Source organism: Glaciihabitans sp. GrIS 2.15 (assembly GCF_035984695.1).
Classification (GTDB): domain Bacteria; phylum Actinomycetota; class Actinomycetes; order Actinomycetales; family Microbacteriaceae; genus Lacisediminihabitans.
The window spans coordinates 78447-91655 of the sequence record NZ_JAXCHU010000010.1; the positions used below are offsets into that span (position 1 = coordinate 78447).

Annotated in this window: 14 protein-coding genes and 1 pseudogene; 12 read left to right on the forward strand and 3 right to left on the reverse strand. The window is 62.0% G+C overall.

Annotation, left to right across the window (positions count from 1 at the left end; translation table 11 throughout):
• Nucleotides 1-86: 86 nt before the first annotated feature.
• Nucleotides 87-272, reverse strand: a pseudogene (locus tag RCH11_RS14340) (hypothetical protein); the annotation flags it as partial.
• A gap of 310 nt (nucleotides 273-582) precedes the next feature.
• Here RCH11_RS14340 and RCH11_RS14345 point away from each other — a divergent pair.
• The 7 genes from RCH11_RS14345 to RCH11_RS14375 all read left to right on the forward strand — a co-directional run bounded on the left by RCH11_RS14345 (nucleotide 583) and on the right by RCH11_RS14375 (nucleotide 6087).
• Nucleotides 583-1239, forward strand: a complete 657-nt coding sequence (locus tag RCH11_RS14345) for a histidine phosphatase family protein (RefSeq protein WP_327057691.1) — start codon at nucleotides 583-585, stop codon at nucleotides 1237-1239.
• Nucleotides 1240-1390: 151 nt separating this feature from the next.
• Nucleotides 1391-2413, forward strand: a complete 1023-nt coding sequence (locus RCH11_RS14350) for an HD domain-containing protein (protein WP_327057692.1) — start codon at nucleotides 1391-1393, stop codon at nucleotides 2411-2413.
• A gap of 102 nt (nucleotides 2414-2515) precedes the next feature.
• Entirely contained in the window at nucleotides 2516-2746 is a 231-nt protein-coding gene (locus tag RCH11_RS14355) for a ribbon-helix-helix domain-containing protein (RefSeq protein ID WP_327057693.1), read from the forward strand.
• Nucleotides 2733-3080 (forward strand): type II toxin-antitoxin system PemK/MazF family toxin, encoded by a 348-nt coding sequence (locus RCH11_RS14360; RefSeq protein ID WP_327057694.1) that lies wholly within the window; start codon nucleotides 2733-2735, stop codon nucleotides 3078-3080. Before RCH11_RS14355 ends, RCH11_RS14360 begins: the two co-directional genes overlap by 14 nt.
• Nucleotides 3081-3472: 392 nt before the next feature.
• A complete protein-coding gene (locus RCH11_RS14365) occupies nucleotides 3473-3667 on the forward strand; it encodes a hypothetical protein (RefSeq protein ID WP_327057695.1) in 195 nt (64 codons plus the stop codon).
• A 48-nt stretch (nucleotides 3668-3715) separates the two neighbouring features.
• Complete coding sequence (locus RCH11_RS14370; protein ID WP_327057696.1) at nucleotides 3716-4645, forward strand: ketopantoate reductase family protein; 930 nt, start codon at nucleotides 3716-3718, stop codon at nucleotides 4643-4645.
• Between the two features lie 377 nt (nucleotides 4646-5022).
• Nucleotides 5023-6087: a GNAT family N-acetyltransferase gene (locus RCH11_RS14375; RefSeq protein WP_327057697.1), complete on the forward strand. Its 1065-nt coding sequence runs from the start codon at nucleotides 5023-5025 to the stop codon at nucleotides 6085-6087.
• A 285-nt stretch (nucleotides 6088-6372) separates the two neighbouring features.
• Here RCH11_RS14375 and RCH11_RS14380 read toward each other — a convergent pair whose 3' ends face one another.
• Nucleotides 6373-7113, reverse strand: a complete 741-nt coding sequence (locus RCH11_RS14380) for a 3-keto-5-aminohexanoate cleavage protein (RefSeq protein WP_327057698.1) — start codon at nucleotides 7111-7113, stop codon at nucleotides 6373-6375.
• A gap of 22 nt (nucleotides 7114-7135) precedes the next feature.
• On the opposite strand from RCH11_RS14380, the gene RCH11_RS14385 reads away from it, so the two are divergent.
• From RCH11_RS14385 to RCH11_RS14395, 3 genes are all read left to right on the forward strand, one after another.
• Complete coding sequence (locus RCH11_RS14385; protein ID WP_327057699.1) at nucleotides 7136-7879, forward strand: SRPBCC family protein; 744 nt, start codon at nucleotides 7136-7138, stop codon at nucleotides 7877-7879.
• Nucleotides 7880-8113: 234 nt separating this feature from the next.
• Nucleotides 8114-8536, forward strand: coding sequence for an ASCH domain-containing protein (locus RCH11_RS14390; protein WP_327057700.1), 423 nt, complete (start codon nucleotides 8114-8116; stop codon nucleotides 8534-8536).
• Between the two features lie 261 nt (nucleotides 8537-8797).
• Nucleotides 8798-9484 (forward strand): alpha/beta hydrolase, encoded by a 687-nt coding sequence (locus RCH11_RS14395; RefSeq protein WP_327057701.1) that lies wholly within the window; start codon nucleotides 8798-8800, stop codon nucleotides 9482-9484.
• Between the two features lie 29 nt (nucleotides 9485-9513).
• On the opposite strand, the gene RCH11_RS14400 is transcribed toward RCH11_RS14395, so the two are convergent.
• The gene (locus tag RCH11_RS14400; RefSeq protein WP_327057702.1) at nucleotides 9514-9981 is read right to left on the reverse strand and encodes a GNAT family N-acetyltransferase; all 468 of its coding nucleotides are present in this window, start codon (nucleotides 9979-9981) and stop codon (nucleotides 9514-9516) included.
• A gap of 186 nt (nucleotides 9982-10167) precedes the next feature.
• On the opposite strand from RCH11_RS14400, the gene RCH11_RS14405 reads away from it, so the two are divergent.
• On the forward strand, nucleotides 10168-10584 hold the full coding sequence (locus RCH11_RS14405) for a hypothetical protein (RefSeq protein WP_327057703.1): 417 nt from the start codon (nucleotides 10168-10170) through the stop codon (nucleotides 10582-10584).
• Between the two features lie 6 nt (nucleotides 10585-10590).
• Entirely contained in the window at nucleotides 10591-13050 is a 2460-nt protein-coding gene (locus RCH11_RS14410) for a bifunctional YncE family protein/alkaline phosphatase family protein (protein ID WP_327057704.1), read from the forward strand.
• Nucleotides 13051-13209: the final 159 nt, after the last annotated feature.

The following is a 13209-nucleotide window of genomic DNA, read 5'->3' on the forward strand; positions in this document are numbered from 1 at the left end:
ACCCCAAGGCGAGCGGCCGGCCGACGAAAGCGGCTCGGAACAATTGCAGGTCGCGTGCGACAGAAGCCCTCCGTTTCCTACTTTTCTCACCCCAAGAGCAACCGGGTATTGCGGATATCGCTGTGGGTGATTATTCGCGGCAAACCGCCCGGGTTTAGTCCGCGGAGGCCGACACCGCAGCGGCGGATGTCTTTGGCGAAAGGGAGCATGTTCTGGGTCGATCGTCCAAGCCGCTCCACAGACATGATGATGAGAGTGTCGTCGGCTTGGACTGCTGCCGCGTCGAGACGCGCGCATAGTCAACAAGCTTTGTCGCTCTGCTCCTGCGGCGTCTCGTTACTAAAAACCAGCGCGGTGGGTTTCGCGGCGACCGGAGGGGTCGAAACGTTGTCGCGTTAGAGCCACGCGGGCGCGAATCCTCAACGGGCGCGTCTTACGGGCACCTCCCGACCACGCGCGGCGCGGAACTCAGTCGTCGCGGAGGAGTGTCCGTTGGAGGTCCGGCGGTCTCAACTGTCCGCTGTTCTGCAGGCTGTTTCGATGGTTCGGCCATGTGCGAGCCATCGCGATTACGGTTGGAGGGTGCTCACAAACGATCCGCTACCCGAACACCCCGCTCCCGACAACCCTTCGGGGAAGTTGGTTTTGTTGCGCCATGGGGAGACGGAGTGGTCCAAGGAAGGACGCCACACAGGACTCACGGATGTTCCGCTCACTGCTCGAGGTGAGGAGCTTGCCCGCGGCGCAGGTCGGTTGGTCGCTGGCTACGATTTCTCACTGGTTCTGAGTTCGCCTCTGCAGCGCGCGCAGCGGACCGCCGAACTGGCGGGCTTGCATGCCGAGGTCGATTCGCTCCTCGTGGAATGGGACTACGGCGGGTACGAAGGGCGTACCTCGCGCGACATTCGCAGCGAGCTCGGCTACAACTGGAGTGCTTTCACCCACGGTGTGATTCGTGGGCGGACGCCCGGCGAGACAGTGGAAGAGGTCGCCGCGCGCGCCTCGCGCGTGCTTACGCGAGTGCTGCCTGCGATGGCGGAGGGAGATGTCGCCCTGATCGCGCACGGCCACTTTCTGCGCATCCTGACGGCCGTGTTTCTGCGGATGGCCCCACGTTTCGCGGCCCAGATCACTCTGGATGCGGGATCAGTGTCCGTGCTCAGTTTCTACCGCGAGCAGCCGGCCATCCTTTCTTGGAACTACGGACTCGAGCTACCCATGGTCCCTTCGGAGTCCTGAGCTCTTCATTAAGTGAGCCATCCGGGAAACCTCTGTCGACGTGTTTGCCCCGGTTGAGATCCGGCTTGCGTTCCATTCAGGTCAAATGATTTGCCGGTAGCTTGAGATTGCCGCCAGTGTCCGCAAAACATCACGTAACTATGAGTTCCCAATGTCTTTGGTCCCATCGGACACGCTTTCCCTTCACGGCGTTTACGTGGATCCGCTCTGGCGCGTCACCGTCGAGCTCACGCCGCTTGAACGGGAATTACTTCGAACCTGGTGGGTTCGCCGTCTGGGGTTCATCGCCCATGCCGGAGCTTCCTGTATTGCCACCAATCAGACCTACTCACGACTCGAGCATTCCCTCGGGCTCCTTTCCCTAGTGGCCAATTTCGCCCCTGATGATCACGTGTCGCGAGCAGCGGCTCACGTGCACGACATTGGACACCTACCCTTCAGTCACACCTTCGAGGGAATCGAAGGCTTGAACCACCACACCATTGGTTCCACCCGCATCCATGAGCTCGGGGATCTTTTCCACAGGCACGGCATTGACGCGGCTCTGATAGTCGACGTTGTGGACGGCCGTCGACCTTCCACCCTGCATGCTGCTGCGGGACTGTTGAAGCTCGATCACCTGGATTCGTTCGTCCGAAGCGGACGCGCCCATGGTCGGACGCACCAGTCACCACCGATGACGCTGTCACGACTTCGTATTCTCGACGGAGCTGTCGATACCGATGCCGAGACGGCCAGCTACCTCCACAATCTGATTGCAGGCGAAGCGCTCTTTCATTTGTCTGCGATCAATGTCGTCACCACCGGACTTATGCGAAACCTCGCTGTGGCCGCCATGACAAACATGACCGAGTCGGAGCGTGACACCGTCGCGGAATCCACTGATGATCAATTTTGGGCTTTGTTGATGGGGGACCCGGAAACCAGCGTGCTCGCAACCGAGCTGAGGCGCGACCCCGGTGCTTGGATAGTCGAGCAACTTCAGCCCGGTGCGGATCACAGTCCAGACCTGCCCACCGGGCATTTTCGCTTTCAGATCAACCGGCTCTACCTCGACACGCCACTCGTCAACGGACACCGGATGATGCAACCCGCAACCTTTGCTCCGCAGCTTCCCCAAGCCCCCGTCAGATACGTCATCCGACCAGACCCCGTCTCTCTCCGAGCTCGCTAACCGGCGCTGCAATTGAGGTTCCGCTTATTGGACGGCACACAAGCAACGGCAGAAGCAGCCGACGCCTGCCCCGTTGTGGTAATACCGCGGTAGCATTTCGGTATGAAACTCAGTGTCAGTCTGCCGGACGAGGATGTGGCTGTCCTCGACGAATTTGTTCGCACTGCCGGCCTCTCGTCAAGGTCAGCCGCGTTGCACCATGCCGTGCGCATGCTGCGTCATCCCAAACTTGAAGAGGATTACGAGGCCGCCTGGAACGAGTGGGAGGCATCAGGTGACCACGCGGCGTGGAGCGTGACCGCAGCTGACGGGATCGCCGATGCTGCGCGGTGAGATCCGGCTCGTGGATCTGGATCCTGCGCGCGGAAGCGAGGCCAATAAACGACGTCCGGCGGTGATCGTCAGTAACGATCGCGCGAACTCGATCGCGGCCCAGCTTGGCCGCGGAGTGGTCACCGTCGTGCCGGTCACCAGCAACACCGACCGGATCTTCCCATTTCAAGCCCTGCTGCCCGCCAGTGCGACCGGGCTACCGCTCGACTCCAAGGCCCAGGCGGAGCAGGTCCGCTCGATCGCCGTCGAGCGGTTGGGCGCGATCCTCGGGCGGGCCCCTGCAGACGTCATGGCGAGGCTTGACGACGCATTGCGTCTTCACCTTCAGCTTTAGCACCACCGCCGTTCCGCGGCAGGATCCGCCACCGGACGAAGAGCGTCCGGTGACCGTTCCCCTTATGACAACGTTCGAACTCCGGGATGCGAAGGCCAGTTTCGCCCTCAAACTGTGTCGCCCGTCGTTGCTGCATAGAGTTGAACTAACGGAGAAGGGACCAACGATGTTCAAACCGTTTCTCAGGTTGATGGGTCGGGTTGCCAAGGGCCTGGCACTTGTTCTTACCCAAGTGGGAGGAGCGGCCAACGGTGGCCGAAGCGTGGATCCCAGCGCTCGCTCGCTCTATGAGGACCGCAAAAACTACCGCCCGTAATAGGTTCCCGTTTCGACGCCTGCTAATCATGACCGGTGGCGATTACACTCGGCACTGAAAGCTACAGGAGGTCCTCATGTCTGTTGTTCGCTCCCGGTATTTCGTCCCGGCCGTGCTTTTCTTGGGACTCGCGGTGTCGTTCAGATTTGATGATGCCGGCGCGGTCTGGTTGTGGGTAGGCCAGCCGTGGGTTGCGGTGATAGCGCTGGTGTGCTCTGCGGCCTTCTGGATCCTGCTGTTACGAGACGTGCGGAGGCATCGCACTACCTGACGATGGTGCGGAGTGGTTCCGCTTGCCGGTGTCGTGTGAGGGGTTTCCATGCGGGTTCTGATTTTCGGTTCCGGAGTGATCGGGCGTATCTACGCTGCCCGATTCCTGGCGGCCGGGCTTGAGGTGGTGGTCCTGTCGCGCGGGGCGGCAGCCGATCAGTTACGACAAACGGGGATCGTACTGCGCAAAGGGCAGCGGACCGCTGAAACGGTGTTCCCGAGGATCGTCGAGAACACGGTGGAGGCAGGGCCGATCGATATTGCTTTGGTGACGGTGCGAGGCGACCAGGTTGATGCTGCTCTGCTTCACATCGCTTCGATCCAGGCTCGAGTGGTTGCGAGTTTGGTGAACCTGCCTCGCGGGCTAGACACGCTTGCCGAGGTCGTCGGTCCTGATCGGTGCGTTGCGGCGTTTCCCGGAGTTGCGGGACGCCTCGACAATGACGGCATCGTCACCTACATCGAGGTGCCACAACAACCCACGATGGTCGGCCTGAGCAGCAGCGGGGCCACCGATACGTCCAGCCCGCAGGGTGAGGTGCTTGCGCTGCTGAAGTCGGCCGGATTCCCGACCGCAACGACGCTGAGGATGCCGGCATGGCTGCAAACCCATGCGATCTTCATTGCGGCCTTTGAGTCGGCCATCGCCGCCACCGGTGATGTCATGGTGCTTGCTGCGGATCGCTCCGCGGTACGTAATCTTGTCCAGGCAGTGCGCGAAGGCTTCGCCGCTCTTGAAGCACGGGGCACAACAACAACGCCACCTGTTTTGCGTGTTCTCTTCCTGCGGATGCCGGTTTGGTTCGCGACGACCTACTGGTGCCGTCAGCTCCGGGGGGAGTTAGGCCGTCTCGGACTTGCACCGCACGCGATCTCTTCTCGCCACACCGAGCTTCCCGCACTGCAGCACGTGGTGCGCGCATTGCTTGCCGGCGCGAACACTCCAAAACTGGAGAGCATCTTCGCCGGCACGAGATGAACGCCCAAGGGCTTACTCCTGACGAAGGAAGTCGACCCGTAACGCGTTCCGCCTACGGGCGGCCGATCGGGTCGAAAAGTGGTCTCCGGCGGGATGCAGCGATACCGGAAAAAGTAGCCCGCTGATCGTCCGGCTTACGGGCAGGTGGTTGGCATCGGATTAGGTCGCCGTTGCCTCTGATCCTGTCTCGATGACCGCGAGCTTCACAGGACTGCCTGCGCGCCTGAATTCCAATGCCGGACACGCTCCACGCCGCCCCCGGCGGCGGTGTCGTTTCAGGCTCTAAGGGACACGGCAGGCCCTGTCTTCAGAATCCGGTGTCTGCGCTTCGGGATGCTCGAGGAAGGGGCGTTATTGCAGCATGGTTGACTGTCCCGGTGATCGATTGTGCCCTCATCCTCGAGCTTCCGACTCCAAGCGCTATTGGTGGCGGCGGATGGGTTGACTTCGCAAGGGGGTTGCAGTTGCATGCCGAGAATCAGGCTCTGATCTATGGCAGACAAGATGTGGGCCTGACCCCGGAGGAGTCGTGGCCCCGTTATGCCGAACCGCACGCGAGCATTCGCATATTCGCTGTACGCAACCAGGACAAGATCGTCGCTCGCGGCTACTACGACCTCGAGCGGGGTGCAGAGCCGACGGCGTGGCTGTACGTGGATGTTGATCCTGCCTGGCGGCACCGGGGATTGGGGTCTGCGATGGCAGGTCGGCTGCACGATATCGCCGACGCTGACGGGGTTCGTAAGGTGATCGTCTATGCGCCTTCAACGACGGGGCCGGGCGCCCAGGTCACGCCGACAAGCGGCTCGGGTTCTCTACCCGCCGGCAACAGTGAGGTGCGGTTTCTTCTCGGCGCCGGATATCAGCTGGAGCAGGTGAGACGTGCAAGCGCGCTCACGTTGCCGAAGGACGCGCCTTCTTTGCTGGCCGAAGCGTCGCTTGCGGGTGGGGATAACTATCGGGTCCATTTCTGGATGAATCGGACGCCGGATCCCTGGCGCAGCGACATGGCGATACTGCGACAACAGATGGGTCGATCCGCGCCGACGGCGGGACTTGACGAGCCCGAGGACGTGTGGACGGTGCAGCGTCTTATCGAATCGGAGGTGCGCCTCTCCGACGGCACCCGAGACTTTCTCACGGCGGCAGTCGAAGACCGGGCAACGCGTCAGCTGGTGGGCTTCACGACGCTTGCTGTCCCTACTGACAAGGACCGTCCCGTGAACCAGGAGGACACACTGGTGCTCTCCGGGCATCGTGGGCATCGGTTGGGGAAGCTGCTCAAGGTCGCTAACCTCGACCACCTCCAACGCGAGCGTCCTGGCCATCCCGTCGTGATCACCTTCAATGCCGAAGAGAATCACCACATGCTGGCCGTCAATGATTCTCTCGGGTTTACGTCGTTCGGGCACGAGGGAGCGTGGCGGTTGGGTCTGACGTAGATCCGGTATCGCAGGGTCCACGGTGATGCTGATTAGGTCTTGACCACCGCGAAGAACCTGACCAAGCCTCCGGGGAATAAACCACTCTTCGCGGTAGCCGATCCATACGTGGGTCGACTAAGTTCACGATTTCGCCGGCCCGTCATGGCCGTCGACAGTGGGAACGCTGTCGCCTGACGCTGGCGGGGCCGTCCCGCGCCGATTCGTACGGTGAAGGTTCGGCATGCGGGCGCCACTTTCAATCATTTGCCTCCGAAGGGCCGGCGGTCTGTTCGATCGTCCGCGTCAGGTGGCTTTCTCAAGCGCGAATGCAACGCGTACGAGGTCCGCGTTCCTGTCGGCGGTACGGCCGTCGGGCAGAAGGATGGAGTCCTCGAATCCGACTCTGGTGTCGTGGCCGCGGCGGAAGGCGTCCTCGACCAGCGGCCAGGTCCAGGCATTCATCCCGTGCGTCAACCGCCGGCAGTCGGACCCGGCATCGTCCAGAGCGTCGTTGATGCGCTTCGCCACGCCGGGCGGCGTGCCCTGGAGGAAGCTCGGCTCACCCGGATCGAGCTCGATGCTGACCCGCTGCGCGACGGGGAGATAGCCGGAGGCAATGAGGAGATCCAGTTCCCGAGGTGCCCACAAACCGACGTCGACTCCGACCCCGATATCGAGAACGGTCTGCATCACTCGTTCGAAGCCGTCTTCGGAGAGGTTCACTGTCGCGCAGTCCACGCCATCCCACTCGCGGATCATCGCCAGCCGCTCGGACATTGGGGGCAGGATCCAGGCGCCGGTGGTGAGCCCAATCTCCACAGTTGTGCGCAGTTCTGCGGCGAGACCGCGTATCCGGGCCACCACGAAGTTCACTCGTGCCGGGTCCAGGGTTTCTGCGCCAGCCTCGTCACGCACGTGCAGGTGCACTCCCCCAGCACCCGCTTGGAAGCACTCGCGCAACTCTGCGAGCAACTCATCTAACATGACCGGCAGATTCGGGTTCCTCTCCTTGCCGAAGGGCCCGCTCGGTGTGACTTGAAGCATGGCCAGAGTCTAGGCAGCAAGAGTGACAACGGGAGCGCAGGCCTGTCCGATCGACGATACCGAACTCTGCGCTCATCGCCATTCCCACATGGCGTTCCGTCAGAGGGCAGCCGATGCGGTCGAAATCCGGCCTCGATCGCGCGTCGGTGAGTCCCCGAAGAGCCGTCGGGTGATCGTCCGGCATACGGAACTGAAGGCTAAGGAGGCCGGACGAAGTCTCGGTGGGCTGGATCGGTTCGATGGGGCAGGCGCGTCGATCCGTACTGTGCTGGCCCGCGCGGGGATTGACTGCATGGCCGATCTCTGGTCTCGTTGGGTGACAACAGAGGAGTTCACCATGACAGGGTTCGAGGCAGTTGCTCGCATCGAGGTGTCGGCCTCACCTGGGCGGGTGTGGATCGCGATGACCGACCCAGATCAGGTCGCCCAGTACATGATGGGCTCGCGCGTTGACACTGACTGGAAACCGGGCAGTCCGATTACCTGGTCCGGTGAGTGGGAAGGCAAGCCCTACCAAGACAGGGGCAAGATTCTGGTGGCCGAGCCGGGTCGTGTCCTGGAGATCACCCACTGCAGCCCGCTGGCCGGCGATGAGGACGTTCCAGGGAACAATCACACTGTGCGCTACGAGCTGTCTCCGGCAGAGGATGGTACCGCCGTCTCCCCGACGCAGGGAGGCTGCGAAAGCGAGAAACAGGCAGAGCAATTTGCACAAAACTGGTCGGGCATTCTGGACGGGCTGAAGAAGGTCGCGGAAGCGGGCTGAGCTGGCTGCAGCGACGCCCCAAACCCGGAAACAGAATCAAACCGAATTCAAGATTTCATCAGCGGCCGACCGGTGGATTCAGGTTGAACGGGCATCTCCACGCCGTTGCACCTCATTCGCTGTTGTCACGGATCCGGCACCGCAATAGCCATCACGCATCTCCGACCGTGTCGACGACGGTTTCTCTCTCAGGCGAAATTCGCTTTCTACTGATGCTGCCGAAAGAATCGAGGCATGAACGAGTACGACGATCTGCCCCGTTCTGAATTCGCCTTTCCCGGCCCGTTGCGCGACCGGCTGGTTAGCGCGATCCTCGACGGGAGTAAAACCTCGACGAGTTCCATAGCAGCGGAGTACGAGAGAGAAGATGAACCGTTTCCTCAGGTCGGCGCACGGCAAGTTGTTGTCGACTCGGACAGGGAGGCGGTCGCAGTAATCGAGACCACGGCAGTGCAGCATGTTCGTCTGGCCCTCGTTCCGTTGGCCCATGCGCGCGACGAGGGGGAGGGATATTCGACGGTTGCTGAATGGCGTGATGGCCACGAACGTTTCTGGCACAGCGAGGAAATGAGGAACTTTCTTGGAGATCCGTTCTTTACCGTGAACGACGACACAATGATGGTCCTTGAACGATTCCGCGTTATCGAAATACTTTGAGCTGAACCGCACGCTCATCTGATCCCAGCGGCGCCGAAGAGAGTTTCTAACTGACGCTTCCTCGGCACGTTTGGTGGTTGGGTGATGAGGGCCCAGGTCTGTCGCGCTGGAGGTCCGGCGAATTCAACCGGGCGTCGACACCCTCGATCTTGTGCGGTTCTGTGCGTGTGGTCGAAGTATGAGCTGGTTGAGAAGCAGGCACGGTTCCGGGAGCATATGACTCAAGGCTCGACGCTGACAGCAGCGTGCGATGCTGGCAGGATGAGTCATCGACCGGAGGTCATTCTCGTCCACGGATTATGGCATCAGCCCGCGCATTTCGATCGTCTGACGGCCGTTCTTCGAGCGCACGGGATAGGCGTACACGTTCCGCGCCTGCATCGGGGCTCGCTCGCGAACGACACAGCGGCCGTGCAGAGTATCGTGGCCGCGCTTCCGGTGGCGCCGGTTGTCCTGGGGCATTCGTATGGAGGTTCGGTTACCACCGGCCTCGATCGGGTGCGTCACCTCATCTACGTCGCGGCATTCGTTCCGGCCGCAGGTGAAAGCGGTGCGCTTCTCGGCGGCACGGGCGCTCTCGTCAACGACGCTGTACGGCGCAACGCGGATGGAACGACCAGCATCGCTACCGAGCATGCTCGCGAGTTTCTGTACGCCGACTGTACGGATTCTCTCGGTGCATGGGCGTCGGGACTGCTCGTGCCACAGCAGCCAGGTCACGGCCGCGGCGTGCCACAACGCGTCGCCTGGACAAACGTCGAAAGCACCTATGTCAAATGTGAGCAGGATCGAGCGCTCAGCCCGGCCCTACAGGAACAGATGGCCCTCCGCTGCACCCACGTCGTTCGCCTGCCTTCCAGCCATTCACCATTTATCAGTCAGCCACTGCGGCTCGGGGCAGTCATCAGGAAAACATGCCGGGACCTCGCTGCCCTCACGACTAGCTAACGCTGCGACGCGACGAGCGTCGCAACCAGTCAACGACCAGCGAAATCGGCGAACAAGACGAGCGGTGAAGCGGTGAACCCGGTGCGTTCGTAGAGGTGGATTGCCTCGGGGCTTGAGTGCACAGTGACGTGTTCGAGGCCCAGCTGTCGAGCTTTGTCAAGAACGGCCGCCATCATCGTGCCTCCGATGTTGGCGTTTCGCTCCTCGGGAACGACGTACACGCATTGCACGTCTCCAGAAGCACGATCGGTAGCGCGCGGGCTGGGTACGCGGGGCAGCACCGCCAGCCAGGCCATACCGACGACCACTGCGCTGCGCACTGCCACGAACCGGTGATGTGTCTGCTCATGCGCGGACGCGAAAGCCACCACGGATGACACGAAGTCATCCCGGCTCACGACCGGAACTCCGCCCCGCTCCACCACCCACCGCCAGCGCAATTCAGCGATTGCCTCCGTCTCGAATGTTTCGGCTTCACGCACCACGATCTCAGTCATCGCGCCAGTCTGCCTGACCGGGGCGGTGTAACCAGCTATTCATCAATCGTTTGGTTGACCCTCTTGTGGGGGCCGCGCCAGTATTTTTCTTGGGCTCCAGTGAGCCTGAGTGACAGGTCTGAGCACCCGAATAACGTCATCGTGGTGCTGCATTTAAGGTGTGCGAACTCCTGAAAGGGACATCAAATGGATGGCAATTTAACCCCGCGCAGACAGTCAGTGCTGCGCCGTTTCTCCTCGCTGACCAAGCGAAACCGCATCCTCGCGGTCACTGCTGCGGGCTGTGCCCTTGCGCTGTTGGGCGGCGGTATGGCCACCGCGTCGACGTTCGCGTTGGGTGACCAGCAGGTCGGAACCCACTACAAGGGCGGGGAGCAGATCGCATCCGGTCAGCTGATCCAGCCCATCGGTGACCGTCTGATGACGCCGTTCGGCAAGTTCATGGGGTCGGCCGTCAGCCCCAACGGCCGATACCTCGTCGGTACCAGCGCCGACCGTTCGGTGGACCTGCAGGTTTTCGATCTCAACGCATACAAGCCGGTTGCGGCGGCAGGTACCCTCGCGGCTGCGTCGTTCGCGACCGCGGCGACCAATGCCGGCTAAGGGAATATGGCCTACCTTAAAATTTCGGACGGTAGCGTCGGACAGGAGGGCCCGACTTTCTCCCTCGACGGGAAGTTCCTCTACACGCCGGTGGCGACCGGCGTCGTTCGGTACCCGTTCAATGCGGACGGCTCGCTCGGTGCCGGCACCAAGATCAGCATCCCGACCACGGGTGGGCTCCAGGCACTGACTGCTGGCATGGCGTTCTCGGCCGACGGTTCGACTCTCTACGCCGCCGCTAACGGACAAAACACGGTCGTCGCGATCGACGCGGCTGCGGGCACGATCAAGCAGACCTTCGCCGTGGGCATCGCTCCGCGACAGCTGAAGTTCGTCGGTAGCATCCTCTACATCTCGAACGAGGGCGGCCGACAAGCGGTCGCGGGAGATACGACGATGGATTCCTACGGCAGCCAGGTTCCCGCCGACACAACGCTTGGCACCTCAACGACGGGCACGCTCAGCGTCATCGATACGGCCACCACCTCGGTGCCGGTCGCGACGATCCCGGTTCAGCTGCACCCGACAGCGATGTACCTCGACGGCACCACGCTGTATGTCGCTAACACGAACAGCGACACCGTCTCGGTCATCGACACGAAGTCCGGCAAGGTTGTCCAGACCATCGCGACACAGCCGTGGGCCTCCTCGACGATCGGCTATGAGCCGACGGCGATCACCATGCAGGACGACCACCTGCTGGTCTCCCTCGGTCGAGCCAACGCCATCGCGGTGTACAAGGTTGATCGGAAGGACCCGCGCGACCCTGCAAGCTCCATCGGGTTACTTCCGACTGACTATTTTCCTGAAAACGTCACCGCGGTGAACGGCCGGATCGTGGTCACCAATACGCGCGGGATCGACGCTCGTGGTCCAGCGCTTACTTTTAACAAGGGTCAGGGCACTTCCCCGGCGACCGGACACGGCACTCACTCGACCACCGCCTCATTGACCAGCTTCGCTCTGCCGAGCGATCGGCAGATCCAGAAGTACACCGCCACGGTGTTCACCCAGAACGGCTGGGACTCCAAGTCGGGCAAGCAGTCCCAGGCCGAACAGGGCGGTGACGGGCCGGTTGTTGCTATCCCGAAGCGCATCGGTGACCCGTCGGCGATCAAGCACGTATTCCTATTGGTCAAGGAGAACCGCAGTTACGACCAGCTCTACGGCGATATGAAGCAGGGCAACGGGGACCCCTCGCTCACGCAGTTCGGACAGCGGATCACGCCGAATCAGCATGCACTTGCGACCCAGTTCGGCCTGTATGACAACACTTATGACATCGGAACCAACTCCGCCGAGGGCCACAACTGGCTTATGCAGGGCGACAACCCGGCGTACACCGAGACCAGCGCGGGCGAATACACCCGCTCGTACGACACGGAAGAGGATGTGCTGGGTCACCAGCGTTCCGGCTTCCTCTGGACCTCAGTCCAGGCGGCCGGCAAGACCGCAAAGAACTTTGGCGAGTTCGAATACGGTGAGGGTAAGCCAGCCGGCGCGACCTGGCAGAAGTACTACTGCACGGCCAAAGACGTAATGGCTGGTGGCGATCCGGCCACGCTATTCGACCCGTCGATCCAGTTGCACGCCAGCTCGATCATCCCGTCTCTCAACGCAATAACGGACCCAAACGCTGCACCGTTCGATCTGGCCGTTCCGGACATCTATCGCTACGCGACCTGGAAGCAAAACTTCGAGAAGAACGGTCCGGCCAACTTCAATATGGTCTGGCTGTCGAGCGACCACACCGGCGGTACCGCCGATCCGGAGGCTCAGGTCGCCGACAACGACCTCGCCGTAGGCAAAATCGTCGACGAGATCTCGCACTCGCAATACTGGAAGGACTCGGCGATCTTTGTCGCCGAGGACGACACCCAAGACGGTGCCGACCATGTCGACGGCCACCGGGCGCCCGTTCAGATCATCAGCCCGTATGCGGTGCACGGCAAAACGGTCAGCACCTTCTATTCGCAGATCAGCATGGTCCGCACCATCGAGCAGATCCTCGGCGCCCAACCGCTGAACCAGAAGCTTGCCGCAGCGACACCGATGATCGACGCGTTCACGAATAAGCCGGACCTGACGCCGTACAGCGCGGTGCTCAACCAGGTGCCCCTGACCGAGGGGGTGGTTACCGCGCCGACGTGCGGCTACGACACCCTCGGCCTGACCGGTGCCGCGGCCGACGCGGTGAACGCCGACGCTGTCAAAGCCGCCGTGATTCCCGAACCAGCGAAGGCCACTGCCGCTCAATGGCAGAAGTGGTCGGAGAAGCAGCACTTCGTTGGAACCGCCCATCACGACGCGGTGCCCGACTTCGACAATCCTGAGCTGATGAACCGCTGGACTTGGTACCAAACCCACCACTGGACGTCCCCGTACCCGGGAGACGCGAAGATTTTCGGGCCTGATGATGTTCCCGGCATTCCGGCGGGATCGAGCGATCACAACGACTCGCACTGATCACCGCGGGTCGACTGAAGCCGACCGCTAATCGCTGGCACGCACCGAGCTCGACGGGAAACCCGCCGGGCCCGGTGCGTGCGTCGGCGCACTCGATAGTTCTCGTGTGCGTTCTCAACGCGGTATCCGAGTTCTCCGAGAACAATGCTCAAGCGCCCT